This window comes from Serratia sp. AKBS12 (assembly GCF_024793895.1).
GTDB lineage: Bacteria > Pseudomonadota > Gammaproteobacteria > Enterobacterales > Enterobacteriaceae > Serratia_F.
In genome coordinates this window covers 1,495,287-1,521,506 of record NZ_JANUSB010000015.1, presented here as the reverse complement: position 1 = coordinate 1,521,506, position 26,220 = coordinate 1,495,287, and the positions used below count along the sequence as shown (strand labels likewise).

General features: G+C 54.5%; 28 protein-coding genes and 1 pseudogene. 14 read left to right on the top strand and 15 right to left on the bottom strand.

Translation table 11 applies throughout. The features are described 5' to 3' along the window. Positions 1-28 precede the first annotated feature (28 nt). Positions 29-1,234, bottom strand: coding sequence for a purine nucleoside transporter PunC (punC, locus tag NYE85_RS17005; protein ID WP_259005902.1), 1,206 nt, complete (start codon positions 1,232-1,234; stop codon positions 29-31). A 120-nt stretch (positions 1,235-1,354) separates the two neighbouring features. Between punC and punR the strand changes: the two genes are divergently transcribed. Continuing rightward, the gene (gene punR, locus NYE85_RS17000; protein WP_259005901.1) at positions 1,355-2,275 is read left to right on the top strand and encodes a DNA-binding transcriptional activator PunR; all 921 of its coding nucleotides are present in this window, start codon (positions 1,355-1,357) and stop codon (positions 2,273-2,275) included. Between the two features lie 27 nt (positions 2,276-2,302). On the opposite strand, the gene purR is transcribed toward punR, so the two are convergent. Then, positions 2,303-3,328 (bottom strand): HTH-type transcriptional repressor PurR, encoded by a 1,026-nt coding sequence (gene purR, locus NYE85_RS16995; protein WP_259005900.1) that lies wholly within the window; start codon positions 3,326-3,328, stop codon positions 2,303-2,305. 324 nt (positions 3,329-3,652) lie between these two features. Between purR and NYE85_RS16990 the strand changes: the two genes are divergently transcribed. Beyond that, positions 3,653-3,742, top strand: coding sequence for a YnhF family membrane protein (locus NYE85_RS16990; protein WP_102991009.1), 90 nt, complete (start codon positions 3,653-3,655; stop codon positions 3,740-3,742). A 72-nt stretch (positions 3,743-3,814) separates the two neighbouring features. Here the strand turns inward: NYE85_RS16990 and sodB are convergent, their stop codons facing one another. Together sodB and NYE85_RS16980 are read right to left on the bottom strand one after the other, a co-directional pair. After that, on the bottom strand, positions 3,815-4,393 hold the full coding sequence (sodB, locus tag NYE85_RS16985; protein WP_259005898.1) for a superoxide dismutase [Fe]: 579 nt from the start codon (positions 4,391-4,393) through the stop codon (positions 3,815-3,817). Between the two features lie 221 nt (positions 4,394-4,614). Continuing rightward, positions 4,615-5,457: a C40 family peptidase gene (locus NYE85_RS16980; protein WP_259005897.1), complete on the bottom strand. Its 843-nt coding sequence runs from the start codon at positions 5,455-5,457 to the stop codon at positions 4,615-4,617. Positions 5,458-5,868: 411 nt separating this feature from the next. On the opposite strand from NYE85_RS16980, the gene NYE85_RS16975 reads away from it, so the two are divergent. Further along, positions 5,869-6,213 (top strand): Grx4 family monothiol glutaredoxin, encoded by a 345-nt coding sequence (locus tag NYE85_RS16975; RefSeq protein ID WP_004963504.1) that lies wholly within the window; start codon positions 5,869-5,871, stop codon positions 6,211-6,213. Between the two features lie 63 nt (positions 6,214-6,276). Here NYE85_RS16975 and rnt read toward each other — a convergent pair whose 3' ends face one another. Together rnt and gloA are read right to left on the bottom strand one after the other, a co-directional pair. Beyond that, positions 6,277-6,957, bottom strand: coding sequence for a ribonuclease T (gene rnt / locus NYE85_RS16970; protein WP_259005896.1), 681 nt, complete (start codon positions 6,955-6,957; stop codon positions 6,277-6,279). A 75-nt stretch (positions 6,958-7,032) separates the two neighbouring features. Beyond that, positions 7,033-7,440 (bottom strand): lactoylglutathione lyase, encoded by a 408-nt coding sequence (gene gloA, locus NYE85_RS16965; protein WP_259005895.1) that lies wholly within the window; start codon positions 7,438-7,440, stop codon positions 7,033-7,035. A gap of 195 nt (positions 7,441-7,635) precedes the next feature. On the opposite strand from gloA, the pseudogene NYE85_RS16960 reads away from it, so the two are divergent. From NYE85_RS16960 to NYE85_RS16950, 3 genes and pseudogenes are all read left to right on the top strand, one after another. Next, positions 7,636-8,280, top strand: a pseudogene (locus NYE85_RS16960) (hypothetical protein); the annotation flags it as partial. Positions 8,281-8,393: 113 nt separating this feature from the next. Beyond that, positions 8,394-8,693 (top strand): hypothetical protein, encoded by a 300-nt coding sequence (locus NYE85_RS16955; RefSeq protein ID WP_259005894.1) that lies wholly within the window; start codon positions 8,394-8,396, stop codon positions 8,691-8,693. A gap of 245 nt (positions 8,694-8,938) precedes the next feature. Then, positions 8,939-9,586, top strand: coding sequence for a hypothetical protein (locus tag NYE85_RS16950; protein ID WP_259005893.1), 648 nt, complete (start codon positions 8,939-8,941; stop codon positions 9,584-9,586). A 283-nt stretch (positions 9,587-9,869) separates the two neighbouring features. On the opposite strand, the gene NYE85_RS16945 is transcribed toward NYE85_RS16950, so the two are convergent. The 4 genes from NYE85_RS16945 to NYE85_RS16930 all read right to left on the bottom strand — a co-directional run bounded on the left by NYE85_RS16945 (position 9,870) and on the right by NYE85_RS16930 (position 14,204). Further along, on the bottom strand, positions 9,870-10,976 hold the full coding sequence (locus NYE85_RS16945) for an alkene reductase (RefSeq protein WP_259005892.1): 1,107 nt from the start codon (positions 10,974-10,976) through the stop codon (positions 9,870-9,872). A gap of 90 nt (positions 10,977-11,066) precedes the next feature. Next, a complete protein-coding gene (locus tag NYE85_RS16940) occupies positions 11,067-11,666 on the bottom strand; it encodes a TetR/AcrR family transcriptional regulator (protein WP_259005891.1) in 600 nt (199 codons plus the stop codon). Between the two features lie 112 nt (positions 11,667-11,778). Further along, positions 11,779-13,419, bottom strand: a complete 1,641-nt coding sequence (eptA, locus tag NYE85_RS16935; RefSeq protein ID WP_259005890.1) for a phosphoethanolamine transferase EptA — start codon at positions 13,417-13,419, stop codon at positions 11,779-11,781. 143 nt (positions 13,420-13,562) lie between these two features. Beyond that, a complete protein-coding gene (locus tag NYE85_RS16930; protein ID WP_259005889.1) occupies positions 13,563-14,204 on the bottom strand; it encodes an NAD(P)-dependent oxidoreductase in 642 nt (213 codons plus the stop codon). A gap of 143 nt (positions 14,205-14,347) precedes the next feature. On the opposite strand from NYE85_RS16930, the gene NYE85_RS16925 reads away from it, so the two are divergent. The 3 genes from NYE85_RS16925 (at position 14,348) to NYE85_RS16915 (ending at position 16,550) form a co-directional block, all read left to right on the top strand. Continuing rightward, complete coding sequence (locus NYE85_RS16925; protein WP_259006358.1) at positions 14,348-15,277, top strand: LysR substrate-binding domain-containing protein; 930 nt, start codon at positions 14,348-14,350, stop codon at positions 15,275-15,277. Positions 15,278-15,297: 20 nt separating this feature from the next. Then, the gene (locus NYE85_RS16920) at positions 15,298-15,537 is read left to right on the top strand and encodes a DUF1289 domain-containing protein (protein WP_259005888.1); all 240 of its coding nucleotides are present in this window, start codon (positions 15,298-15,300) and stop codon (positions 15,535-15,537) included. A gap of 116 nt (positions 15,538-15,653) precedes the next feature. Next, the gene (locus NYE85_RS16915) at positions 15,654-16,550 is read left to right on the top strand and encodes an aldo/keto reductase family oxidoreductase (RefSeq protein WP_259006357.1); all 897 of its coding nucleotides are present in this window, start codon (positions 15,654-15,656) and stop codon (positions 16,548-16,550) included. A 44-nt stretch (positions 16,551-16,594) separates the two neighbouring features. Here the strand turns inward: NYE85_RS16915 and NYE85_RS16910 are convergent, their stop codons facing one another. Further along, positions 16,595-18,439, bottom strand: coding sequence for a polyurethanase (locus NYE85_RS16910; protein WP_259005887.1), 1,845 nt, complete (start codon positions 18,437-18,439; stop codon positions 16,595-16,597). Positions 18,440-18,676: 237 nt separating this feature from the next. Between NYE85_RS16910 and sodC the strand changes: the two genes are divergently transcribed. Then, positions 18,677-19,198 (top strand): superoxide dismutase [Cu-Zn] SodC, encoded by a 522-nt coding sequence (gene sodC, locus NYE85_RS16905; protein ID WP_259005886.1) that lies wholly within the window; start codon positions 18,677-18,679, stop codon positions 19,196-19,198. Positions 19,199-19,201: 3 nt separating this feature from the next. On the opposite strand, the gene NYE85_RS16900 is transcribed toward sodC, so the two are convergent. From NYE85_RS16900 to NYE85_RS16890, 3 genes are read right to left on the bottom strand one after another with little or no spacing between them, the layout of a single operon-like run. Next, a complete protein-coding gene (locus NYE85_RS16900) occupies positions 19,202-21,241 on the bottom strand; it encodes an FUSC family protein (protein WP_259005885.1) in 2,040 nt (679 codons plus the stop codon). A gap of 3 nt (positions 21,242-21,244) precedes the next feature. After that, entirely contained in the window at positions 21,245-22,108 is an 864-nt protein-coding gene (locus NYE85_RS16895) for an HlyD family secretion protein (protein WP_259005884.1), read from the bottom strand. Positions 22,109-22,111: 3 nt separating this feature from the next. Next, entirely contained in the window at positions 22,112-22,348 is a 237-nt protein-coding gene (locus NYE85_RS16890) for a DUF1656 domain-containing protein (protein WP_259005883.1), read from the bottom strand. A 180-nt stretch (positions 22,349-22,528) separates the two neighbouring features. Between NYE85_RS16890 and slyA the strand changes: the two genes are divergently transcribed. Next, a complete protein-coding gene (gene slyA / locus NYE85_RS16885; protein WP_259005882.1) occupies positions 22,529-22,963 on the top strand; it encodes a transcriptional regulator SlyA in 435 nt (144 codons plus the stop codon). 86 nt (positions 22,964-23,049) lie between these two features. Here slyA and NYE85_RS16880 read toward each other — a convergent pair whose 3' ends face one another. Then, positions 23,050-23,517: a glycine zipper 2TM domain-containing protein gene (locus NYE85_RS16880; protein ID WP_004963455.1), complete on the bottom strand. Its 468-nt coding sequence runs from the start codon at positions 23,515-23,517 to the stop codon at positions 23,050-23,052. A gap of 365 nt (positions 23,518-23,882) precedes the next feature. Between NYE85_RS16880 and anmK the strand changes: the two genes are divergently transcribed. From anmK to pdxH, 3 genes are all read left to right on the top strand, one after another. Next, on the top strand, positions 23,883-25,004 hold the full coding sequence (anmK, locus tag NYE85_RS16875; RefSeq protein ID WP_259005881.1) for an anhydro-N-acetylmuramic acid kinase: 1,122 nt from the start codon (positions 23,883-23,885) through the stop codon (positions 25,002-25,004). A gap of 45 nt (positions 25,005-25,049) precedes the next feature. Further along, a complete protein-coding gene (locus NYE85_RS16870) occupies positions 25,050-25,352 on the top strand; it encodes an MliC family protein (RefSeq protein ID WP_259005880.1) in 303 nt (100 codons plus the stop codon). A gap of 89 nt (positions 25,353-25,441) precedes the next feature. Next, positions 25,442-26,095: a pyridoxamine 5'-phosphate oxidase gene (gene pdxH, locus NYE85_RS16865; protein ID WP_259005879.1), complete on the top strand. Its 654-nt coding sequence runs from the start codon at positions 25,442-25,444 to the stop codon at positions 26,093-26,095. Positions 26,096-26,220 lie beyond the last annotated feature (125 nt).

The following is a 26,220-nucleotide window of genomic DNA, read 5'->3' as shown; positions in this document are numbered from 1 at the left end:
TTCTTTAAGTGATTATTGCCAAAGGAAATTATGACGCAGAGTTAGCATGCTCACGCTGCGTTGACTGCGATTGCTCGACCGTTTTGCCACGCTGTACCAGATAGCCTATCGCGGCCAAGACCACGGTAGCCACCATCACCGTTACCGTCGCCAACAGCGGTTGTGCGATAAATGCCGACACCAGCATACTGGCAACAAAGCATAAACCCAGTTGCAAGGTATTTTGCAATGCCGCCGCTTTGCCGGTGCTTTCCGGGAACGGTGTCAAGGCATTGGCCACCACGATCGGATAGACAGCGCCGTTGACCAACGCCATCAGGCAGAACGGGATCAGCAGGGTAGTCAAGGTTGGCGTGGTCAGGGTGGCGACCAGGTACAACGCTACCATACTGACGCCATACGCTATCAGCAGCCATGGCAGCAAGGTGTTGCCATTAATGCGGTTTAGCGCGGTGCGGCAACCGAAGCCGCCGAGCAGGAAAGCCAGGGTCTGCGGCACGTAGCTCAGACCGATGTCATTGGGGCTGTAACCCATGTCACCCAGGATAAATGGCGAGCCGGTCAGCCAGGCAAAGAAGCCGGCTGAACAGGCGGCGAACACCATGACGTTACCGCCAAACACTGACGACTTCAGCAGGTGCAGGAAGCCGATACCGTTGTTGTTGGCGGCGGCCGGAGCAAGGCGAGAGCTGTCTTTGAGCAGCAGCGTTGGCACCAGCAGCAGGGCGCTGATCGCCAGCAGCACGGCAAAAATGGCACGCCAACCCATGTGGTTCAGCAGCCAGGCTCCGAGCAACGGCGCCAGAGCCGGCGATAGCGCCACCAGCGGCATGATGGTGGCGAACACGCGCTGGGCGGCGCCTTCGCGATAGCGATCGATGACGATCGCCTGCCAGGTGACCGCAGCAGAACAGACGCCGACCGCCTGAACAAAGCGCAATGACCACAGTTGCAGCGCGTTATCCGCCCACAGCATGCCCAGGCAACCGATGCCAAACAGCGCCAGACCCATCAGCAATACCGGCTTGCGGCCGAGACGATCGGAGAGTGGGCCCCAGAGTAATTGAGCAAAGGCAAAACCGGCCAGGAAGATACTGAGGCTGGCGCTGATGGCGCCGGCGGAAATCTGCAATTCTTGCTGCATGGCGCCAAAGGCAGGCAGATACATATCGGTGGCCAGGTAGCCGAGCATGCTGAGCCCGGCGAGATAAAACATGAATCCAAAGTTTCGCATGGTATTTCTCGTTGATGCTGTTATGCAGGTTTTTTAGCGTCGCAAGTGTATCTGGCTGGATCTCTGCTTGTGAAACGGTAATATTTGCAAGATGCTGTTAAAAAAATTGAAGGCAAAGTGATGTGGTCTGAATATTCTCTTGATGTGGTCGATGCCGTGGCGCGCACCGGCAGTTTCAGTGCGGCGGCGCAGGAACTGCATCGTGTGCCGTCTGCGGTGAGTTATACCGTGCGTCAGCTGGAGCAGTGGCTGGCGGTGCCGTTGTTTGAACGGCGCCATCGCGACGTGGAACTGACGCCTGCCGGCGCATTGTTTGTGCAGGAATCGCGCGCTGTCATCAAAAAAATGCTCGACACCCGCCGTCAATGTCAGCAGGTGGCCAACGGCTGGCGCGGCCAGTTGAAGATCGCGGTCGATATCATCGTCAAGCCACAGCGTAGCCGGCAGTTGGTGCTGGATTTCTATCGTCATTTCCCGGACGTCGAACTGTTGGTACAGCCGGAAGTGTTCAACGGCGTGTGGGATGCGCTGGTGGACGGGCGTGCCGATATGGCAATTGGCGCAACGCGCGCGGTGCCGACCGGCGGCGGCTTTGCATTTCGCGACATGGGTTTTATGAACTGGTTGTGCGTGGTCAGCGCCAGTCATCCGCTGGTGGCTTTGCCCGGGCCGCTGGATGACGATCGGCTACGGCCATTTCCCTCTCTGGTGCTGGAGGACACCTCACGCACCCTGCCCAAGCGAGTGACCTGGTCTTTGGATAACCAACGGCGGTTGCTGGTACCGGACTGGGTGTCGGCAGTGGACTGTCTGCGTGCTGGGCTGTGCGTCGGCATGGTACCGGCGCATCGCGTGTTGCCGTTGATTGAGCAGGGGGAGCTGGTGGCGCTGCAGTTGCCTGAACCGTTCCCGCCCAGCGCCTGTTGCCTGACCTGGCAGCAGAACGCGCAGTCGCCGGCGATGGCGTGGTTGCTGGATTATCTCGGCGACAGTGAAACGCTCAATCAGGAATGGCTGAGCGAGGCGGTGTTGCCGGAGTAGCCCGATAGCGTTCTCCGGCCGGTACGTTTAGCGGCGATAATCGACGAACGGGCCGTCGGCGACCGAGCGGCGTTCGATCAATTTGGGATGTACTTCTATGACCTGCGATTCTTCACGTTTGCTGATGATGCGATCCAGCAGCATGGTGAATGCCATTTCCCCAAGGCGCTCTTTTGGCTGATGGATGGTGGTCAGCGCCGGGGTGAAGTAACGCGCATTGCGCACGTTGTCATAGCCGATCACGGAAATATCCTGCGGTACGCGCAACCCCAGCTCGTCGGCAGCGCAAATTGCCCCCATGGCCATAATATCGCCGCCGCAGAACACGGCAGTCGGGCGCTGCTTTTGTGACAGGATCTGGTGCATTGCCTTATAACCGGACTCCGGCTCAAAGTCGCCCTGGACGATCCACTGGTTGCGGATATCGATATTGGCTTCCTGCAATGCCTTGAGGAACCCCTGATGGCGGCCGCCACCGGTGTTACGCGACAGTTGGCCGGGAATGGCGCCGATGTCACGGTGACCGCGTTCAATCAGATAACGGCCGGCCAGATAGCCGCCTTCGAAGGCATTGTCGATGATGGTGTCGGTAAAGTCACCGCGCGCGGCGCCCCAGTCCATCACCACCATCGGGATGTTGCGATAATCTTCCAGCATGCCGAGCAGTTGATCGGGATATTCGGAGCACATCACCAGCAGGCCGTCGACGCGTTTTTGCGCCAGCATCGCCAGGTAGGCGCGCTGTTTGTCCAGGTTGTTATGCGAGTTGCACAGAATCAGCGTGTAGCCTTTGCTGTAACAGCTATTTTCCACTGCTTCAATAACTTCGGCGAAATAGGGCGCTTCGCTGGAGGTTGCCAGCAGGCCAATGGATTTGGTGTGATTGACCTTCAAACTGCGAGCAACGGCGCTCGGCGAGTAATGCAGCTCTTTAATGGCAGCCCAAACGGCCGCTTTGGTCTCTTCGGCGACGAAACGGGTCTTATTGATGACGTGCGAAACGGTGGTGGTGGAAACGCCCGCGCGTTTGGCCACATCTTTAATCGTTGCCATGTAAAGAATGACTCCTAAACCCACATGTATTTAGCATGTAAGCATGTTGTTAATCGTTTGCCTACGCAGATCCTTCTCCAGAGTCACGAAAACTTGGTTTTTAGTGTGGAAATCGTCAGCCACTTGACCTGGAGGGACTCATTTGCCGGTGCGCAGCAGTGAACTGCGAATTTTGTCGCATATTGAGCAAAAGTGGAAGTGCTAATCAACATTATAAGCTTGGAATGATAACAAGATTTTATTGTGGAACTGTGGGAAAATGATTTGACGCACCAATACTGTGGATTTTATGCTTGGCGCAGATTACCTGATAAGGAGTTTTTGATGGATACCGATTTAAAAATGTCATTGTTCACCACTCTGGGTGCATTGGCTATGATTATTGCCTTCAGCTTCACCGCCGCACTGAACTGATCCCGACGTAATCAATAAAGGCGCAGCTCAATATGAACTGCGCCTTTTTACCTGTTGCGGCGTATTGGTGAATTACGCCAGATTTTCCGCGACGAACGCCCAGTTAACCAGCGCCCAGAAGTTTTCCAGATAGTTCGGCCGCGCATTGCGGTAGTCGATATAATAAGCATGCTCCCACACGTCTACCGTCAGCAGCGGCTTGTCATCGCCGGTCAGCGGGGTTGCTGCGTTCGAGGTATTAACGATAGCCAGCGAACCGTCGTTTTTCTTCACCAGCCAGGTCCAGCCGGCACCAAAATTGCCTACCGCTGATTGCGTGAACGCCTGCTTAAACTTATCGAAACTACCGAAGGCACGATTGATGGCCTCCGCCAGTTCGCCGTTTGGCTCACCGCCGCCCTGTGGCGACAGGCAGTGCCAGTAAAAGGTGTGGTTCCACACCTGCGCGGCGTTGTTGAAGATACCGCCGCTGGCGGTTTTAACGATCTCTTCCAATGATTTGTCCTGATATTCGCTGCCGTCGATCAGCGCATTCAGGTTAACTACATAGGCGTTGTGATGCTTGCCATAGTGATATTCCAGCGTTTCTGCCGAGATATGCGGCTCAAGCGCATCTTTGGCATACGGTAATGCAGGTAATTTAAACGACATTGCTTTCTCCTTTTTTATATATGGCGCCAATCTGGCGTTCTCATCCGGGGATTTTGGCGAACGGATCGCCAATAACCACTCTTTTGTAATGGTTATTAATGGTAGCAATTTCCCGACAGGAAAAGGAGTTAAAGCGTGCTAAATCGTGGCGAAACAAGTATGGCAAGCGAGAAGGGAGCGGCACGATGGCTGCCTCGCTCGGCAGCCATCATCTTGCGGCGTTAGCGAATGGTCTTTGGCGTCATCACGCGGCGGGCGCCGACGTAATGATTTTGCCAGTAATCATTATCAAGCTGGCTGATACGGATCTCTTCCCCAGTGCGCGGTGACTGGATAAACTTGCCATTGCCGAGGTAAACCCCGACGTGGTCAGCGGCACCGCGGTTATTGATGCGGAAGAACACCAGGTCGCCGCTTTCGAGTTCGTTCTTCTTGATCGGCGCCGCATCCCGCAGGTGGAACATTTCATTAGCGGTACGCGGCATCTTGATTTTCATTACGTCCTTATAGGCATAATAAATCAGTCCGCTGCAATCAAAGCCGGTGCGCGGCGAGGTGCCGCCCCAGCGGTAGGGCTTGCCCATTTGATTCATCAGTTTGGCCATGGCGGTTTGCTTGGCGTGCTGATAACGTTTTTTATGCGCCGCGCTGAGTTTTAGCGGTTTTTCATCATACTGCAGCTTTTCATTACGTAGCCGCCTGGTGGTTGCCAGACCCGCAGTGCGGTGACGGCCATAGCCTTTTTTATAGCCTTTCTTCGGCGGTGTGACGCGAATTTTGGCGACCTGGGTAGTTTTACGCGACGATTTAATTCGACTGGTTTTCTTCGCCGTTTTTATGGTGGTTGTTTTGGCGGTTTTTAATGCGGTAGTTTTTTGTGGTGTGCTGACTTTGACTTTCTTGGCTGCCTTGAGCGCTTTCTTTTTCTTGCGGTCGTCCGGGCGCGCTTCATTAACATGGGTTTTACGCTGCTCAGCGGCAACGCGAGCCTGTGGCGCGGCATGCGCCAGATTTAGAAACAGCTGTGTAAACAACAGCACAAAGAGCGTAATAATTAAACGCATGTTGACGTTACCAACCTTGGCCCCGAAACAAAGTACGAAAGAATGACAGTATTCCCCAAATACGCCATATAAAACAGCGGAGAACTTATAAATAATAATCCATATTGTGAGAAAACGTTAATGGCATTTTTAATCAAAGCCAAAACCGTTGCCGAATGGATGAAAAATAGTCTGCGGCGCGGCTTGCCAGTGATTATCGTTGCGCCAAGCGGAAAAATATATTAGTGAAATGGTCGGATTAAAAATGTTATTCTGAGTGTATGTTTGAACGAAATGGCGTTGCCGACGTAGCGCGGTCGGCGCTGGCGGAATACCCTTGCAAAAGATGGCGTTTTTTTGCCAGCCGCCCAGCCGCTACAATAGCGGGTGTGATGCATGTTGTAGCCTGAGATGGCTTGAGGAAGCAATAAAATGACGACGATTGAAAAAGTTCAGCAACAAATCGCTGAGAATCCGATCCTGCTGTACATGAAGGGTTCACCAAAATTGCCAAGCTGTGGCTTCTCTGCTCAGGCCGTTCAGGCGTTATCTGCCTGTGGCGAGCGTTTTGCCTACGTTGATATTCTGCAAAATCCTGACATCCGTGCCGAACTGCCAAAATACGCCAACTGGCCAACCTTCCCACAGCTGTGGGTAGACGGCGAACTGGTTGGCGGTTGCGATATCATCATCGAAATGTATCAGCGTGGTGAATTGCAGCAGTTGATCAAGGAAACGGCAGAAAAATACAAAGAGCAGGAAGACCAGCAGCCATAACGGCGGTTTCCTGTAATGACAACGGGCGGCGTATGTGACATACGCCGCCCGTTTTTTTATCGGTCAGTCAACGTTACCGACGGCCAGCGGCCAGCCGCCGAGGCGTTTCCAGCGATTGACCAGTTCGCAAAACAGCAGGGCGGTTTGCTCGGTATCATACAGTGCGGAGTGTGCCTGGCTGCTGTCAAATGCGATGCCGGCGGCGATGCAGGCTTTGGCCAGCACGGTTTGTCCGAGCACCAGCCCGCTTAACGCAGCAGTGTCAAAGGTGGCGAACGGATGGAACGGGTTGCGTTTCAACCCGGCGCGTTCTGCGGCGGCCATCAGGAAACTGTGATCGAAATTGGCGTTGTGCGCCACGATAATCGCCCGGTTGCAGCCCTGATCTTTAATGCCTTTGCGCACCGCCTTGAAAATGGCGTGTAACGCATCGTATTCGCTGACCGCACCGCGCAGCGGGTTATGCGGATCGATACCGTTGAAGGCCAGCGCTTCCGGTTGCAGGTTGGCGCCTTCGAACGGTTCAACGTGGAAATGCAGCGTTTCGTCCTGCTGCAACCAGCCGTCCTGGTCCATTTTCAGCGTGACGGCGGCGATTTCCAGCAGCGCGTCGGTGCGGGCGTTGAAGCCGGCGGTCTCAATATCTATTACTACGGGATAAAACCCACGAAAACGACCACACAGGGCGTTAAGATCACTTTTTTCGGCCATCAGTTTCTTATCTTCATCGAATGCAGCGCGCATTATGACAAATTTTGTGCCGCGTTGCAGGCGGTTATCATGCAGGGATAAAAAAGGGCGCTGCAAGCGCCCTGAAACTCAGTTGCCGAGGCCGTGACCGGCGTGCTTGTTTTCGATCAGCTCGATTTTGTAACCGTCCGGATCTTCAACAAAAGCGATGACCGTGGTGCCGCCTTTTACCGGGCCAGCTTCGCGGGTCACGTTGCCGCCGGCGCGGCGAATGTTGTCACAGGTAGCAGCAACGTCATCGACGCCCAACGCCAGGTGGCCGAATGCGCTACCCATTTCGTAGCTGTCGACACCCCAGTTATAGGTCAGTTCAATCACGGCGCCTTCGCTTTCATCGGTATAGCCGACAAACGCCAGCGAATATTTGTATTCGGTATTTTCGCTGGTACGCAGCAAGCGCATGCCTAATACCTTGGTGTAGAAGTCGATGGAGCGTTGCAGATCGCCGACACGCAGCATGGTATGGAGTAAGCGCATAATTTCCTCTGATTGCAGGTTTTGCCGTGCTTGGCGGCAGAGAATGTGAAGCAAAAAATAGTATAGCGTTGTCGTATAAGGGAATTCAATGAGGGCCGGTATAACGACGTGGTGCGTTGATTGGCGCGTGGCCGGCAACAGCACCGGCCACGCGCGCGATCGCTTACAGCGTTGGGTAATCGGTATAACCTAATCCTGGCCGAGGGCAATACGCTGCCGGATGTGAAGCCCGGTGAACAGCTACAACAGCAACGGGCGGAAGTGTCACAGCGCGTTACGCAGGCAGGCGATTGGGAACGGAAAACCGACCAGGCGATCCGTGAAGATTCGATGCATCGGGACATTGTGGCCGATATGGAAACGCGCACGGTAGCGGCCAGAACCACAACGGTGCAGGCTGATGATAAAACGACGGTGTTAGGTACGGCTCGGTTGCTGGCCGGTGCGGTGCAATATATGGCAGAGGGGGATTACAGCCTGGCTACGCAGGGCAATCTAGTGGCCAGTGTGGGGCAAGATGTTACCACGGCGGTAGCGGGCAATTTGGCGGAAAAGATAGGAAAAATACGCAGTAGCATAGCCGCCGTTCGCCAGGACGTGATCGCCCCCGTTGTGTGGGTTGGCAATCAACAAATCAACGTGATGGCGTTAATGCTGGAAACTCTGGACGTGGTGAAAATGCTTGCACAGCAGACGGCAGCGCATACGCACAGCAACACAGGAGCACCACAAAACGCAGCAGATATAAGTGCCACTGGTGCCCGTTCGGATGTACTGAACCGCAAATATTCCCCTATTATTGGGTTGTTACCTAAATTGATCGCTCGTGCCGATCAATAGTGATTAATTGATCTGCACAACCAATTGTTAATCCTGGGCGTAACGGTGTACTAATTAAGCAGCAGTACATAATAACACCAGGGAAAACCGGCCCGCCTCGCGCGGGCTTTTTTATGCCTGTAATCTGGCGTCCTGTACGTCCCTCTGCGCCCTTCAGTTCTGCATCTACAATCCCCGCTAACAAAAACGATCGCCAGCGTAATGAGCCGCCAGCGTGGCATAATCGCCACGAAATCAACGTATCTGCCACGGAAACGGCACTACACCGCACCCGCCTGCGCAATTTGGATCATAAAAATTTTTCAGTTTTATTTTTCTACAAATCACCCCGCCAGGCCGCGCCGCTGCTGGGGTTTTGCGAACAAGGCGAAACTGAAAACGTTGAAACGGATTTCAGCTTTTTTCAGTTTTGACGATCTCGGCAGGACCTCGGTAAAAAGTCAGTTGATTGAAAATTAAGGGAAAAGTTTTTTTGCGTGGGCTTTATGCTTGCTGGTAAGGATCGTTAGAGTTTTGGAGAAAAGTTCGTGACACCAAGCGCGGCAAGGGTTGGGAGGCATTTAGGACGTGCCGAGAGAACTGAAAAACGCGTGAATTGGTAATCGATTTGTTGTTTGGTTATTCTCTGGCCTGAACAACGTGTGCTTAAGGAAAATTTATGGACGCAAAGCAAATTGCACATGGGATTTTGGATGGTATTTCGACCATCCCCAGTGGTATGTATCATGGCGTTGTTCGAACTTGGCAAGGCTCTGGATTGGCTGGTAGTAGCCTCAAAACCAGAAACCAAAATGAAACCGAACGTTTCGCCCGAATGGTCAAGTCGATGGGTAATAGCGAAGAACCCTTGCGCCGCCTCATCACTATAGTGATCACAGATTTCTATCAGAAATTGGATGCCACAGGCAAAGAGTCAATCAATAACAAATTAGCATATGGTGCCGGTCGTCTTGGTGGGCGAACTGGAGGCCAATTTGCATTGGCGCAATTTGCGGCTCACATGATGCTCAGGAAAGCGACTTCTGCATTAGCGTATAAACAGTTTGTTCGTTTTGGCGCTTCGTTCACCCTTAACCTTGTGATGATACAGGGGCTTATAGAGGAAGCATCGCAGGCATCCAGACGAATGCAGGTTAAATTCCCTCAAACATACCGGAAGGTGTCAGTACTAAATTTAGATATGGCATATTTCTTGGTTGAGGAACAATTAGAGCCGTATCTCCAATTTATTAATAGCCATCCAATGATATGTAAAGGTATTCAGAATGAACTCTGCAAAATCCTCTCTGACCAGAAAACTAACTAAGTATGTGGGGTTAGGTGCTTCTCACGTTTTGGAAGCGATAGTAACCGGGGTTTGCGCGATTGCTGCTTTCATGTCGCTTTTCTTACTTGATGGGGCCGTGATGAAAGTCGCAGGATTTGTTGGCTTCTTCGTTGTGGGGTACTTAATCACCCTGGCGATTGCATGGCTGCGTGGGGAGCGATAACAAATTGGCGGCGTATTTTTGTGTCGCCATTTTGTCGCCACAAAAATAAAAACCGGTTGGGAAATAACTTCAACCGGTTGAATTTCAATGCTTTATTAATTAACTTTTAGATAGAAAAGGGTAATCGGTATAACCTTGCGCACCGCCACCGTAAAAGGTTTCCGGTTGCGGTTCATTCAGCGGGGCGTTTTGTTGCAGGCGCTCCGCCAGATCCGGGTTGGCGATGTAGGCACGGCCAAACGCCACCGCGTCGATAAAGCCTTTTTCGATCAGGGTTTCGGCTTTTTCGGCGGTATAGGCACCGGCGCCAACAATCACCCCTTTGAAGCGGGCGCGCACCGCATCGCGGAAGGCATCGGAGTAAGGTTTGCCACCGGCCCAATCCGGTTCGGAAATATGCAGGAAGGCAATATTGCGTTTGTTCAGCTCTGTTATCAGATACAACGCCGCTTCTTCCTGATCTTCGCCGTTATCCAGTCCGTTGAACGGACCGAGCGGTGAAATGCGGATGCCGACGTGCTCGGCGCCCCATTCATCAATGCTGGCGTCAACCACTTCCAGCGTCAGGCGGGTACGATTTTCAATGCTGCCGCCGTATTGATCGGTACGCTGATTGGAAGCCGGCGCCATAAATTGATGCAGCAGATAACCGTGCGCCGCGTGCAGCTCAATATAGTCAAAGCCCGCTTCGCGTGCGTTGGCGGTAGCCTGGCGGAAATCGTTGACGATGCCCGGGATCTCGGCGGTTTCCAGCGCGCGTGGCGTGGAGGTTGGCACACGGACCCAGGCGCCGGTTTCATCACGCACGGTAGTACGGGTGTCGGCATTGATCGCCGAAGGCGCAACCGGTGCCTGTTGGCCTGGTTGCAGGCTGTCATGGGAAATACGACCTACGTGCCACAGCTGTACGGCGATATGACCGTTTTTATCATGCACCGCCTGGGTAATTTTTTTCCACGCAGCAATCTGCTCCGGGGTGTGCAGCCCTGGTGCGCCGGCATAGCCTTTTGCCTGGAAAGAAATCTGAGTCGCTTCGGTGATCACCAGACCGGCGCCGGCGCGTTGTGCATAGTACTCGGCCATGAGTGGGGTAGGAATATCACCCGGTTCAATGCTACGCAGACGGGTCAGCGGAGCCATAAATACGCGGTTTGGCAGCGTATGAGCGCCAACCTGGATCGGGGTGAACAATTTTTCAATCTTCATAATGCATCCTATTTAATAGACCGGTCGACTAGTTAATGGCTAATAAAAATACAGGTTTAAAAATCTTCTGTTATGGGATGGTGATTAAGGCTACGGCGAACGCAGTAATAACTCTATGCTTTCCAGCGCGCTGGTCAACGGCGCGACCGAACGGCGGATCTTGGCGCGTAACGATGCCCCTAGCCACAGCGCGTACAGCGTTTCTGCGGTGGTGGCCGGGCTCATGGCGACCATCAGCGAACCTTCGGCGATGCCGCGCTCAATGGCATTCTGCAAGCGGCTAATTACCTGTGCGCTGCCGGTTTCCAACGCGTGACGCATTGGTTCCGACAGATCGCTGACCTCGGCGGACAGTTTCACCGCCAGACAGGAGTTATGGCATTCGCTGCGGCAATGGTAGCTAATGGCCTGTGCGTAGTAGCTCAACAACTGGTGGCGCGCATCGCTGCTGTTGTCGTTAAACAGCGCCTGCATTTCCACATCGTAATGTTCAAAATAGCGTTGCAACATCGCTTCGCCGAAGGCTTCCTTCGAGCGAAAATAGTGATAGAACGAGCCTTTTGGCACGCCGGCGGTGGTCAGCAGTTCGCTCAGTCCCATGCCGGTAAAGCCCAGACGTAAGCTCAGGCACTCGCCGGTGGCCAGCAGGTGTTCACGTGTATCGGTGTTGCAATGCGTATGTTTTGTCATAATGTGGCAGAGAATAATAGACCGATTGGTCTAGGTCAAGTAGGGGGTAAAAAAACCGGTGTATAAACACCGGTCAGGATCGACTCTATTGTGCCTCAGCGCCGCACCGACGTTAAGCGTTGCCATTGCGGCAGCGTTGCAGAATATCCAGTTGCGGCTGATATTGACGAGTCTGGACGTTTAACATGCCGAGCAGGGTATGGAACAGGTTGTCCTGCGAAACTTCACCTTGCTGCGCCTGCGTTTGCAGACACTGACGGTTGATGGCGAAGTTGCGCTGATAATCCTCCGACATCCACAGCAGCATCGGTATATGAGTCTGTTGGCTTGGCGCAAACATATACGGCGTGCCGTGCAGATACATGCCGTTTTCCCCCAGCGATTCGCCGTGATCGGACAGATAGACCATCGCCGTGTTAAAGCGGCTATCGTATTGTTGCAGCAGCTTGATCGTTTTATCCAGCATGGCGTCGGTGTATAGCAACGAGTTGTCATAGGTATTGACCAGTTGCTGATGGCTGCAATCCTGAATCTGATTGCTGTCGCAGGTTGGCGTGAAGCGATGAAATTCGGCGCTGCTGCGGCGGTAATAGGCCGGACCATGGCTGCCCATCTGGTGCAGCACGATCACGCCGTCGCCTTTCAGGCCGTTGAGGTAATCATTCAGCCTGTATAGCAGTACGTTGTCCATGCACACCTCGCCGTCGCAATCCTGCGGCAGTTTCAACTGGGTCATGTCGATATGCGGCACGCGGTCGCACGCGCCTTTGCAACCGCCATCGTTTTCACGCCACAGTACATTGACACCCGCGTGTGCCAGCACATCCAGCATACCTTCCTGGTGGCTGGCCAGCGTGGCGTCGTAATCGCTGCGCGGCATATTGGAAAACATGCACGGCACCGAGATGGCAGTTTCAGTACCGCAAGAGCTGGCGTGTTGGAAGTAAATCACCTTGTCCTGTTTGAGCCGCGGGTTGGTTTCGCGCGCGTAGCCTCCCAGCGAGAAATTTTCTGCACGCGCCGTTTCGCCAACCACCAGAATCACCAGCGTTTTCTTTTGCTCGGCGGCAATGGCCGGGCCTTTGTGCGCATCTTCACCGATGGTGACCAGCGGCAGGTTGCGGGTGAAGTAGCGCTGTTCGGTAAACTTCAGAGTACCGGCAATAAAATCGGATGGTGTCAGCATCTTGACCACGCTCTTATTGTTGCGAATCAACGAGGCATAGTCTTTATAGAAGAACGCGGCGATCAGCAGAATCACCACCACAGACAGCATGATGTTGGCAGCGCGCAAGCCGAACATGTACCACCATGGGCGGGTTTGGCGAATAGTGACAAAACATACCACTACCGCCGGCAGCACCCCCAGCAGCATCAGCCACAGCCCCATGCGCGGAGTCAGCAGGGCGGTGGCCTCCTGCGGGTTGGTTTCAAAGGCGTTTTGCATCATGTTGCCGTCGATCACCACGCCGTAGCTGAACATGAAATAGTTGGCCGTTGCGCTGCCAAGCAACAACAGGATAATCAGTGGTTTGCGCAGATAAGGTACGGTCAATATGCTGAAAATCATATTGAGCGCACAGAAAATTACCACCGGCATACTGGCGGCAAAAATAACGCTGTTCAGATTTTCAAAGTGAATGTACGACCACGCCTGATGCAAAAATAGCGCGTTCTGAAAGACGGTGAAAAACAGGGCGCTGGCGAGAATAAATCCCAGACTGTTACAGTGTAACCGCTGACGTAACCACATTGCTGCATTGCTATCCTAAAGGGGGTAATGGCAAGAAATCTACACCATGAAACTTAAGATAACCTTAGAGATTCAGTCTGACGGAGGAGGGTGAGGATTGATTTAACGGGGGCCGGCTACGGCTATGCGTAGCCGGCGAGCTATTAATAGGCGGCGGTGAATTGCGCTTTGATAAACTGCGGATGTTCGATTTCGTCAAGGATGGCTACGGCCAGGTCTTCGACCGAAATGCTGGCAGGCGCCGAGCCATTCATCAACAGCGACGTGGTGCCAAGGCGGAATTGACCGGTGCGTTGGCCGGGTTCCAGCAGTGCGGCTGGTGACAGATAGGTCCAGTCAAGCGTGCTTTGCTGCCGCAGTCTATTGCGAAGTTCGCGCACGGCTTTAGCGCCAGGGCGGATATTTTCCGGGAACTCCGGCGTATCGACCAGCTCGACGCCTGGCGCGACTTCCAGACTACCGGCACCGCCGACCACCAACAGACGCTTGACGCCGGATTGCTCCACCGCGCTGATGATTTGTTGCAGACCCGTGGCGGTTTTTTCATACAGATCATCTTCGCCCCAACCTGGGTTATAGGCGCTGATCGCCGCATCCTGACCGTGCAACTGCTGGCTCAGCCAGGCCGTATCGGCAATATCGCCAAGCGCGATATGCAAATTGGCATTATCCGGCAGATCTTTTTTCTGACGAGCGATGGCGGTGACCTCCAGCCCACGTGCCAGTGCTTCATCGACAACGCGACGACCAACAAAACCTGTTGCTCCAATAACGGTAATCTTCATCTGATTTGCTCCTGTGGCAATTAACCGGTCAGTGATAAGGGGTGAGCGGCAACGCTCGTGGTGATGAATATACTGTAGACCTTAACAATCTTGGTGATTAGTGGCATATTCATACTTTCTAGATTAAGTAAAACTTCATAATGATGGATAAGCTCAATCGGATGGCAATATTTGCCATGGTGGTAGCCGAAGGATCGCTGACCGGCGCGGCGCGGCGGCTGGGCATGTCGCCGTCGGCAGTCAGTCAGCATATGCGTTCACTGGAAAAGGCGCTCGGGGTGCCGCTATTGCACCGCTCCACGCGCAGTCTGGCGCTGACCGAAGCGGGCGAAGCCTTTTACCCCGGTTGCGAAGCGATGTTGCAACAGGCACAGCAGGCGGAGCAGCGGCTGGCGGAGCTGCGCGATACGCTGGTCGGCGAACTGCGTATTGCCACCGCCGTCGGCATTGGCGGTGGGCCGCTGGCGGAGGCGTTGTCACCGCTGCTGCTGGCGCATCCCAAACTGACACTGCGGGTACTGGCGGACGACCAGGTCGTGAATATGATTGAACAGCGGGTGGATATTTCGCTGCGCGTCAATCGGCAACTGGCCGACGCCACGATGATTGCGCATCCGCTCAGCGAATGGCCGATAGTACTGTGCGCCGCACCGCGTTATCTCAGTCAGTACGGCGTGCCGGAAACGCCGCAGCAGCTGGTGCATCATCGCTGGATCACCGGCGGCCATGCCGGCGTTCATCTTGATTTGCACCATCAGTCCGGCGAGGTGTTCAAGCTGCGTAAGGCCGAAGGGCAGATTATCAGCGGCAGCATGAATGTGATGCGCGCCTTTACCCGCATGGGGCTGGGAATTTCCGGCCAGCCGCTGTACGAAATCGGCGACGAACTGCGGCGCGGGGAGCTGATTGCGCTGTTGCCGGCCTGGCGACCCTCGGCGTTTCGACTGCATGCCTTGACGCTGGAACGTGCCATGCCGGAAAAAACGCGCCAGGCGCTGCGCTATTTGCGTGATTATTTTCGCCGTATGGCGGAAAAGCCGCTTGCCATTGACGGTGATGACGTCTTCAATTAAAGGATGATTCAGGAGGGCGTGTGGCGCAGCAATTAGAGTTCTTCGACATTCCCAGCCCGTGTCGCGGCATCTGTCAGGCTGACGAGCGCGGTTTTTGCCGTGGCTGCCTGCGCAGCCGCGAGGAACGGTTTGGCTGGATGCAAATGAGCGACGCGCAAAAGCGCGACGTGCTGCGCCTGTGTCGCCAACGCCTGCTGCGTCTGCAACGCGCGCACAAACAGCCCGACGAGCCGCACCCCGAACAACCCTCGCTGTTTTAAGTCACTTTATTTATTTGCCCGTTTGACGATCTGACGCACGTTCCGGTGCTGCCGTGCGTTTCCCTGTCCAAATGGCTTGTGTATGCTAAGGGCAAACAATTTTATGAGGTTTTATGATGGTTAATCGCGTTCAACTTGCACCGCAAGGGCCGGAATTCTCACGTATGATTTGCGGTTATTGGCGTTTAATGGAGTGGGGAATGTCGCCGCAGCAGTTGCTGGGGTTTATCGAACAACACGTTGAGCTGGGCGTTACGACCGCCGATCATGCGGATATTTATGGCGGCTATGCCTGTGAGCAGGCTTTTGGTGAGGCGATGCGGTTAAAACCGTCGCTGCGTCACAGCATGGAATTGGTCAGCAAATGCGGTATTGCCACCACCGCCAGACCGGGTAATCCGATCGGCCACTACATCACCGATCGTGACCATATCGTCAGCAGTGCGGAACAGTCGCTAAAACATCTGCACACCGATTACCTTGACCTGCTGTTGATCCACCGTCCCGATCCGCTGATGGATGCCGACGACGTGGCCGAAGCGTTCGTGGCGCTGCACAAGAGCGGCAAGGTACGCCACTTCGGCGTGTCCAACTTCACCCCGGCGCAGTTTACCCTGCTGCAATCCCGCCTGCCGTTTTCCCTGGTCACCAATCAGGTCGAGATTTCGCCGATTCACCAGCCGGCGATCCTCGACGGTACGCTCGATCAGTGCCAGCAATTGCGTATCAAGCCGATGGCCTGGTCTTGCCTTGGGGGCGGGCGTCTGTTCAGCGATGCCGAATTCCAGCCGCTGCGCGATGAGCTGCAGGCCGTGGCCGGCGAAATTAGCGCCGAAACCATCGAGCAGGTGGTTTACGCCTGGGTGATGCGTCTGCCGTCGATGCCGCTGCCGATCGTCGGCTCTGGCAAAATCGAACGGGTGCGTTCGGCGTTGAAAGCACAGAAACTGGCATTGAGCCGCGAACAGTGGTTCCGTATTCGTAAAGCGGCACTGGGGTACGACGTTCCATAATATTGCGCGTGTGCCGAGCAGCCTGCGCTGCCCGGCATGGGTGTCTAGGCCAGTATCAGTTGATCGCCACTTAGCGCCTGCGTAGTGATGCCGACCAGCGTTACGCTGTTGTCGCCCAGCGTCAACACCAGATTGTTGTCTACTTCGCTGAGATAGTTGCGATAATCGCCGCTGGCGCCGCTACCGATAAATACCAGCCGGTCATTGCTCTGCAGGCCATACAGCGTGTCATGGCCGAACTCGCCGCTGAACAGGAAGGTATTGTTGCCGCCGTTGCCGTGCAAATGATCGTTGCCGGCACCGCCGACCAGAGTATCATCGCCGCTCGAACCAACCAGTTTATCGTTGCCCGCCATACCAAACAGCCAGCCATTGGCGACCTGAGCGGTAAGGATATTATCCGCAGCGTCACCGCGTTCTGAAACGGCATAGCTCTTGACGTCATGCTCAGCGTGCAGTCCGTCGTCGCTGACCTGATAATTCATCTGTTTGCTCAGCGGCCACCAGGGGTGTGACTCTTTGGTGCTCAGCGTGCCAATTCCTTGCGCCAACGTCAGGTTTTCGCCGCCGCCATCGCGCAGGTACAGCGTTTCACCGTCGTAAGCGATTTCTTGCGTTTGCAGTGAGCGTTGCAGATCCAGAGTGTTTTTTCCTTCACCTGCCAGAATAAGGTTGAAGCCACCGTCATCGCGGAAGGTGTCATCGCCGGCACGCCCTTCAAGAAAATCATTGCCTCTGCCACCTTTGATTAAATCGTCGCCGTCGCTGCCAATAATAAAGGTCGGACCGCTGTGCGACTGGGCATTGCGATTCAAGTCTTGTACCCAGGTATTGCCGCGGGTGACGTCGGACAGGTTGGAGACGATCACCGTCGAATCCTGCTGCGTAAGGGAGTAAAACTCGGAATTCAGCACGCGCAGCAAGCCATCCTGATAGGCGAAGGGCAAATGCGACAGCCAGGTGGGCACATTTAAAATGGAAAACGGCAGCACGTTCCAGATGTCGGATGCGTAGTGGTCATTGAAATTGACGATATTATCGGTGGCGGACGCTTTTGCGGCATCGTGCACGCCCAACGATGCCGCAGTCAATTTGCTGCCGTTGAGTGCACGGAAGACCGGATCGTTCTCATAACCGATATTGGCCACCCGGTTGTCGAATTTAAACTGGCTTGGTGAGGCGAACGCCAGATAGTTGGCTTGCGAATAAAACCCACCCCACTGGCTGTCGCTCAGCGCGGCCATGCTGTTGACTGCCAGTCCGCCAAGGCTATGACCACTGACTACGATATCATCGCCGCTCAGGCCGTTGGCCAGCGCGAATTCAGCCACATCGCCCAGTAAGGTACCGAAGGCGTGCTGGGTATAGCCTTCGGCATAGCCGTCGGGGCCGAAGCCGGCCAGCAGATCGTTGATCACATCGCCAATAGTGTCGGTGACCAGTGATTCTCGCGGGCCGCTGGTGCCGCGAAAAGCGATGCCTATCGAGCTGAGTTTGCCTGCGGCGTCATACTTCGCTAACACTTCGGCCTGGGCGGTTTCATAGCCTTTGGCCTCACCGTAATAGGTGCCACGGACGTCCGTTTTACCGTGATAGGCCAATTGTTCAGCGCTGACTAGCGACCAGCCAGCGTTGTTCACCTCCGCCAAGGCGGCCTGTTCCGAATCAGGGTTCCACGGAATGCCGGGCAAACCGCCCTGGGAACTGGCGTTGCCGATCAGCGCGGTGACCAGGGTTAACGGCAGACCCAGACCAAAGCCGCTGCTCTGATAACCGGCGGCAAAACCGTTATCGATATTGTGGTAGGCATAGGTGGAAATTGCCATTGCGTCGGAAAATAGCGCTTTGGAGTCTGCTTCATCGAGATTGCGATAATCAAAGATGCCCATATCAGTTCCTTATGACGTTCGCTGCCGGCACCGGCGATAGTCGGTAATCTGGGCAGCGGGAGGTTATACAAAATAAGCCGAACGACAACTGGTCGGATGACCACGGGCGGTAAAAAAGTATTAACCGAAAACTCTTATTATGCGAATCCATTGAATAACAATCCGATCGTCTGGCCGTTGCGGCGCGCCTTCGCCTATACTGAAACTTCCGCAATGGAACTCTCTGGAGGTTGATTTATGAAACGTTTTTGGTGTGCTGCCCTTGGTCTGATGGCCTGCGGCGTTGCCCAGGCGGCGACGGAAGAGGTAGATATGCATTTGGTAACGGCGCAGGGAATTGGCCAGGATATTGGCAAGGTGAGCATCAGTGAAACGCCGTACGGCCTGGTGTTTACCCCCCAGTTGAAAGCCTTGCCGGCCGGAATACATGGCTTTCACGTGCATGAAAACGGCAGTTGCGAGCCGGCAATGAAAGAGGGCAAGGCGGTGGCGGCGCAGGCCGCCGGCGGCCACCTGGATCCGCAAAAGACCGGTAAGCACCTGGGGCCCTATGCTGACGGTCATTTGGGCGATTTACCTGCCATCTACGTGACTGCCGCCGGCGTCGCCGATTATCCGGTATTGGCGCCACGGCTGAAGAAAATCAGTGAAATTGAAGGCAAGGCGTTAATGGTACACGTCGGCGGCGATAACCACGCCGATCATCCAAAACCTCTGGGCGGTGGCGGCGATCGCTTTGCCTGTGGCGTGATCAAGTAACCTCTAGTGTTGGCCAGCCGGCTCGGCTGTGCCATCGTCTTCTGGCGGCGTTATTGCCTGCTGTAACTGTTGCAGTGAGCAATAAAGCCGCCAAATCAACCCTGCCAGATCGCGTGCCGCCGGCTCAGGGTGCTGTGCCAAGGTGCCGCTGATCCGCTGTAATTCCTGTAGCGACGCGGCCAGAGAGCGGTGCTGCACTCCCTTTTCGGTCATGATACCGCGCAAACTGTGGATACAGACGTCTCGCACCGCCACCAGCGGATCGGAACGGGTTTGCCAGTCGCGCAGTTGCCAGACTATATGACTGCAGTTCAATAGCACTACGCCCCAGCGTAGCAGCCAGCTGCGCGACTCCTGATCCTGGCTCTGATTAAGCTGGCTGATGCGGTGATAAATCAACGATTCAAAGCGGCTCTCACTTTGCTGCGGTTTATTGCTTAATTGATCGATAAAATCACGCCGCAGAGCGCGGATAATTCGCCGGCTTTTGCGTTTGTCCGAGCTGGGCTGCAACACTTGGAATGCCAATCCGGCCAGCAGTACGCCAACCAGCTTGCCGAGATTGTCGTTAATGAAGGCCTGATAGTCATAGCTCGGCGGATTGGTGACGCTGAGGAATGACCCCATGAAGACGATTAATTGCCCCCACAGCGCCGCGTAGGGTGGGTTTTGCAGCTTCAGCATTTGCATGGTGATTAGCACCGGGCATAAAAAGGCGCAGAAAACCCAAAAATCGTCGATTTGGATCATCAGACCGAATTTGACGATAAAGCAGCCGAATGACAACAGCACGAGGGCTTTCAGCAGGGTAATGACGCTTTTTATCGGCGAAGGCGAGGCAGAATAGAGCACACAGCTGATGGCGGTCAGCGTTAATGCCGAGCTGCCGGATTGCCATTGGGTATGGATCCAGAAGGTACAGCCGATCACGATGCACAGGAAGGTACGCAACCCGTTGTATGCCGCTTCGTAACTGTCGGTATGGCGCGCCAGTGCGGTGACGTGCGGTGGCTGCATCTGAGTGATCGGTGTGGCGCTTTCCAGGCGTTGCAGCCAGCGGCTGGCATCAAGATACAGCCAGCAAAAATGGCGCAGCCGTAGCCAGAAAGCGCGGTGGTGATAGTCTGCGTCGTTGTGGGGGGCGATTTGCTGCAGGATCTTTGCCAGACGATATTTGTCGGTCTGAGCATCGTGCAGCTCGCTCAGCAATTGCTCCAGTACCGCAGGCAGGTTGGCCGGACGATCCGGCCAATTGAGCAGCATGCGCCTCAGGCTGGAAATCACGCTGGTGATGCGCAACTGTTGATGCAACATATAGTTCAGCAGGTTATTTTGCCGCCGCAGTCGGTAATGGCTCCAGAAGGCCTGGATGCGTAGCACATTCATGGTCAGGATCTGGCCGATGACGCTTTCGTGCGAGGTGCGCATTTGTAGGGTGACATCGGATTGCCATAACATCGCCGCGTGCTCCAACAGCCGTAAATGCATGCGGCGCAGCGAGGTGAGCAGTGCTTCACCATCCGAGGTACTCGGCAGCATCATCATCATTAAGCCGCCGCACAGAATGCCGGTGATCACTTCACACACTCGCGCCTGGGCGATATCGAATATTTGCAGCGTATCGGTCACGTTGACGGTACTGAAGGCGATGATGGCGGCGGTATAGCCCGCCAAGGCGAAAGCATAAGAAACGTTATTTTGATAATGATTGGAAATATAGGTGCAGCCACCGAGCCAACCGGCGATAAACAGCGTGAACAGCCAAGGGTCGTTCAGGCAGTGACCGGCGATCGCCATGGCTGCCGCTGCGCCAACCAGACTGCCAATGATGCGGCCGATACTTTTGCTGATAACGCCGCCAACGGTAGGGAAACTCACCACCGCCGCCGAGGTTAGCGCCCAGTATGGCTCATCAAGATTGAGCGTAAACGCCACCCACAGCGACAGGCACATGGCAATGGAATTACGCAGCGCGTAGCGCCATTGGCCACGCGTCGCCTGTCCCCACGGCGTGTGGCGCCATTGCGGAAATGACAGCTTCACCAATTAACCTTTCTTATGTATCGAGAGGGTGCAAGTGGTACCGGCTACCAGGGGAAGATCGGCCGGTACGTTCAGCAGTTTTACCCGCACCGGTACGCGTTGTGCTAAACGCACCCAGGGGACATTGGGTTTGACGTCCATTAATAAATCGCCACCGCTTTCGACGCTCTGATCGTAAATAGCGCGGCCAATGCTCTCGACCTGACCTTGCAAGGGAATGTTGCCGTTATATAAAACAATATCGGCCTTGCTGCCAACCTTAATATTCTTCAACTTGGTTTCTTCAAAATAGCCGAGCGCGTAAAAGGAATGCGCATCGACCAATGCCACCAGTGGGGTGCCGGCATGGGCATAGTTACCGATACGCGCCTGTAAATTGGTGATATAACCGTCCGTTGGCGCATAGATTCGCGTTTTGCTTAAATTCCATTTTGCCTGTTCGACGTTGGCCTGCGCGGCTTTATAAGCCGCTTTCATTGCCTGTGCGGATAAATTCGCCGCATCCAGATCCTCGGTAGAAATAACGTTGCGTGGCAGATGGCGACGACGTGAGGACTCATGTTCGGCTTTGGCCAAATCAGAGCCAGCCTTGGCCAGCATGGCCTCGGCGTTATCCAACGCCAGCTGGTAGGGAACCGGATCGAGGCTGAAAATCAGACTCCCCGCAGCCACGTACTGATTGTCATGCACGGTTATTTTCTCTAATCTGCCAGAAACTTCGGGCGTGACCGACACTAACTCGGCGCGGATTTTACCGTCGCGCGTCCAGGGGGATTGCATATAATAATTCCAGCTCCACCAGCCGGCGCAAATGGCTATGGCGCAGATCAGCACCGTGGAAAAATATTTTAAGGTTTGGCGTTTCATAGGTTACCAACTTGCTAAAATCCATAAGGCGCCGCTAACGGCGATGACAAAAATGGACAGGTCCATCAACATCGGGTGCCAAATGTCTCCCGAATAAATCCAGTCTCGCAACAGATGATGAGCTAGCAGCCAAAAAAGCAGGCCAAGCAAAAAAGCGCTAAATATTGGTGGAAAATAAAGCGATGCACCTAACACCAAATCGGTGAGGGGCGATCCAATGTGTAACCATGAAGTATTCACATTAACAATCTCCAGAGCAGAACAGGTTGGATATTTGCACCCTGGTTACGCAATTACTGATAGTTTTAGTGGCGAATTCTACAATATATATTATATACATTTGTGTTTTTAATATGAGTTACTCAAAATAGGCTACAATCTGGGAGGTAATGTTAGCATGCTAATTATAAGGAGGGTTAAGTGGAGTCAACATTAGGTGCGGATTTAGCACGATTGGTTCGTGTTTGGCGTGCGCTTATCGACCATCGGCTCAAGCCGTTGGCGCTCACTCAAACGCACTGGGTCACGTTGCACAATATCAATCGCCTGCCGCCTGAACAGTCACAGATTCAACTGGCGAAAGCGATCGGCATTGAACAACCGTCTTTGGTTCGGACGCTGGACCAACTGGAAGAGAAGGGGTTGATTAGTCGCCATACCTGTGCCAACGATCGGCGAGCAAAGCGCATAAAGTTGACCGAAGCCGCAGAGCCGATTATCCGTGAAGTAGACAGTGTGATTACATCGACACGTCATGAAATTTTGAGCGGCATTTCGCCAGACGAAATCCAACTGCTGGTGAACCTGATTGGCAAACTTGAGCAGAACATTACAGAACTACAAAGCAAACAATAGATTTTGTCTTTTGAACGATTACATTTACAGCATCAGTTATCAAACCGGAGGCCTTGGCCTCCGGTTTTTCATTGTTGTCGGCGTAATTACAGCGGCGACACCGTGATGGTGCTGCCGGAGCGTGCCATACGCACCCGTTGACCCGGGCTGAACTTGGTGGTGCCGGCCTTCTGCACCACGATGATATTGTCACCCTTGGTGTCCGGACGAATTTCCAGCTCAACGCCGGAGGTGCGGCCTGCGGCTTCGCCAATCTGATCGCCAGCGACGCCACCGGCGACGGCGCCCGCAGCGGTAGCCAGGCTACGCCCGGTGCCGCCACCAATGGTGTTACCCAGGAAACCGCCGATCACCGCGCCGCCGATGGTGCCGAGCATGTTAGAACCGCCTTCGCCCGAGATTTTCACCGGACGAACCGAAACCAGGGTGCCATAGCTCGCCTGTTGCACCTGTTTGGCCTGGGACGCCGAGTAGACGTCACCGGACATGGAATCATTGGCACAACCCACCAGAGAAAGCCCGGCAAAAGCAACAACGATAAGACGTTTAATCATATAAAACTCCTGATTTAAAATTCCATAACCTGGCTATCGCCCCAGGCTGCTTCAACAAAAGTTAGCCAAAGTATGGCTCAAAGAGGCGTGTCCCACCACGTTGGATTTCGGTGTTAAGCATATCTTTATACCATTCAACCAATATTAAACGGTGGTTTAGGTTTAATACGGCGTTGACGCATAATAGACGAAAGGTTGAGGTTGGGTTTAGCAATAAAGCAGTTGGGCGGCGGTCGGCTGAAAATAGGCGTACTGTTCACAACCTTGAAAAAATACAACATAATTCATGGCGTTAATAGCACAATTCTGGTTTATTTATCTAGTCAAAAACGTTGTATGCCCGTGATGGCTAAGAGGATCGCTTTATGAAGTCAGGCCGCTATATAGGGGTTATGTCTGGCACCAGTCTGGATGGGGTCGATGTGGTGCTGGCCGCTATCGATGAACGCATGGTGGCGCAGCAGGCAAGTTATAGCCATCCGATGCCTATCCAACTGAAGAAGGATATTCTCGCCATGTGTCAGGGCCAGGCTACTACGCTGTCTGCCGTCGGCCGGCTTGATGCGCAGCTCGGCACGCTATTCGGCGAAGCGGTGCTGGGACTGCTGAAGCAAACTGGCGTGCCGGCGCATGAGATCACTGCCATCGGTTGCCATGGTCAGACCGTCTGGCATGAACCGGACGGTGAGATGCGCTTTTCCATGCAGCTCGGTGATAACAACCGTATTGCCGCGTTGACCAATATCACCACCATCGGCGATTTTCGCCGGCGCGATATGGCCTACGGCGGTCAGGGTGCACCGCTGGTACCGGCGTTCCATCAGGCGCTGCTGGCGCATCCTGGCGAACGACGCATGGTGCTCAATATCGGCGGTATCGCCAATCTTTCATTGCTGCTGCCGGGGATGCCGGTACGCGGCTTTGATACCGGGCCGGGCAATATGCTGCTGGATGCCTGGGTGTGGCGTCATTGTCAACGAGCCTATGACAAAGACGGGGCCTGGGCGATGGAAGGGCGCGTCTGCCTGCCGCTGTTACAGCAGATGTTGGCCGATCCGTATTTTGCGCTGCCGGCACCGAAAAGCACCGGCCGCGAATATTTCAATATCAGCTGGCTGGAACAGCAGTTGGCGGCAATCCCGGCCATTAATGCGGTTGACGTCATGACTACGCTGGTGGAACTGACCGCCACTACCATCAGCGAGCAGGTTTTGCTGGCCGGCGGTTGCGAACGTCTGCTGGTGTGCGGCGGTGGCGCGCGCAACCCGTTGCTGATGGCGCGCATGTCGGCGCTGCTGCCGGGTACCGAAGTGTCTACGACCGACGAATTTGGCATCAGCGGTGATGATATGGAGGCGCTGGCCTTCGCCTGGCTGGCCTTTCGAACCCTGTCAGGCCAACCCGGTAACCTGCCGTCGGTCACCGGTGCCAGTCGCGAAACGCTGCTCGGTGGGATTTATCCGGTTTTCCCATCGGGTGCCCGTTAGCTCTGTTAGGATAGGGAAGAGCTTGCGTTAAAAAAGGAACTTCCAATGAAGAAAATAATGATTACCGGCATGGCGTTAATGCTGGGTGGTTGCAGCTACTTCCTGCCACAAAAAAGCCAAATCCTGCATTATCAATGCGGTACCACACCGCTGACCGTGTCGTTGAACGGTGCAGACAGCACAGCCAGCTTCCTGATGGATGGCCAGCAGTTAACGCTGAAACAGCAACTGGCAGCGTCGGGGGCCAAATACGGTGACGACAAATACACGTTCTGGTCGAAGGGACAAAACGCGTTTGTGGAACGTAATGGCAAAGTGGTGATGAGTGATTGCACCTTGGTGAACTGATTCGGCGCATGCCGCGCCGCAAAGATTGTGATTCTGGCGCGGCAGGCGCAAAATGGCCCTTACGTTTTTTCGCTGGGTTAATGAATCAGATGACTGATAATAATGAATTTGATGTTGCGGACCTGCGCCGTGAATATACCCGAGGCGGCCTGCGCCGTCAGGATCTGACGGCCAACCCGTTGGAGTTGTTCGAACGCTGGCTAAAGCAGGCCTGCGAAGCGCGGCTGGCCGATCCCACCGCCATGTGCGTGGCTACGGTGGACGACACCGGCCAACCATATCAGCGTATCGTGCTGCTCAAGCACTTCGACGACAAAGGCCTGGTGTTTTACACCAACCTTGGCAGCCGCAAGGCACAGCAACTGGCACATAACCCCAAGATCAGCCTGCATTTCCCGTGGCACATGCTGGATCGTCAGGTCAGCTTCCTCGGCAGTGCCGAGCGGCTATCGACGCTGGAAGTCATGAAATATTTCAGCAGCCGGCCAAAAGACAGCCAAATCGGCGCCTGGGTTTCCCAGCAGTCTTCACGCATTTCCGCCCGCGGCGTGCTGGAAAGCAAATTCCTCGAGCTCAAGCAAAAGTTCCAGTCTGGCGAGGTGCCGTTACCGAGTTTCTGGGGCGGGTTCCGCGTCAGATTTGATTCGGTTGAGTTTTGGCAGGGTGGTGAGCACCGTCTGCATGACCGTTTCCTTTACCAACGCGATGGTAATGACTGGAAAATTGACCGACTGGCGCCCTGACAGACGGAAAATCCCTTTAAGCGCTGGCACAGTTGACGCTGGCGCTTTATTCTATACGCCCGGAATAATTGACGCTGCATCTGTGCGGGCTGCCGTTGCGCGACCGGGCGTCGGCGCAATCCATT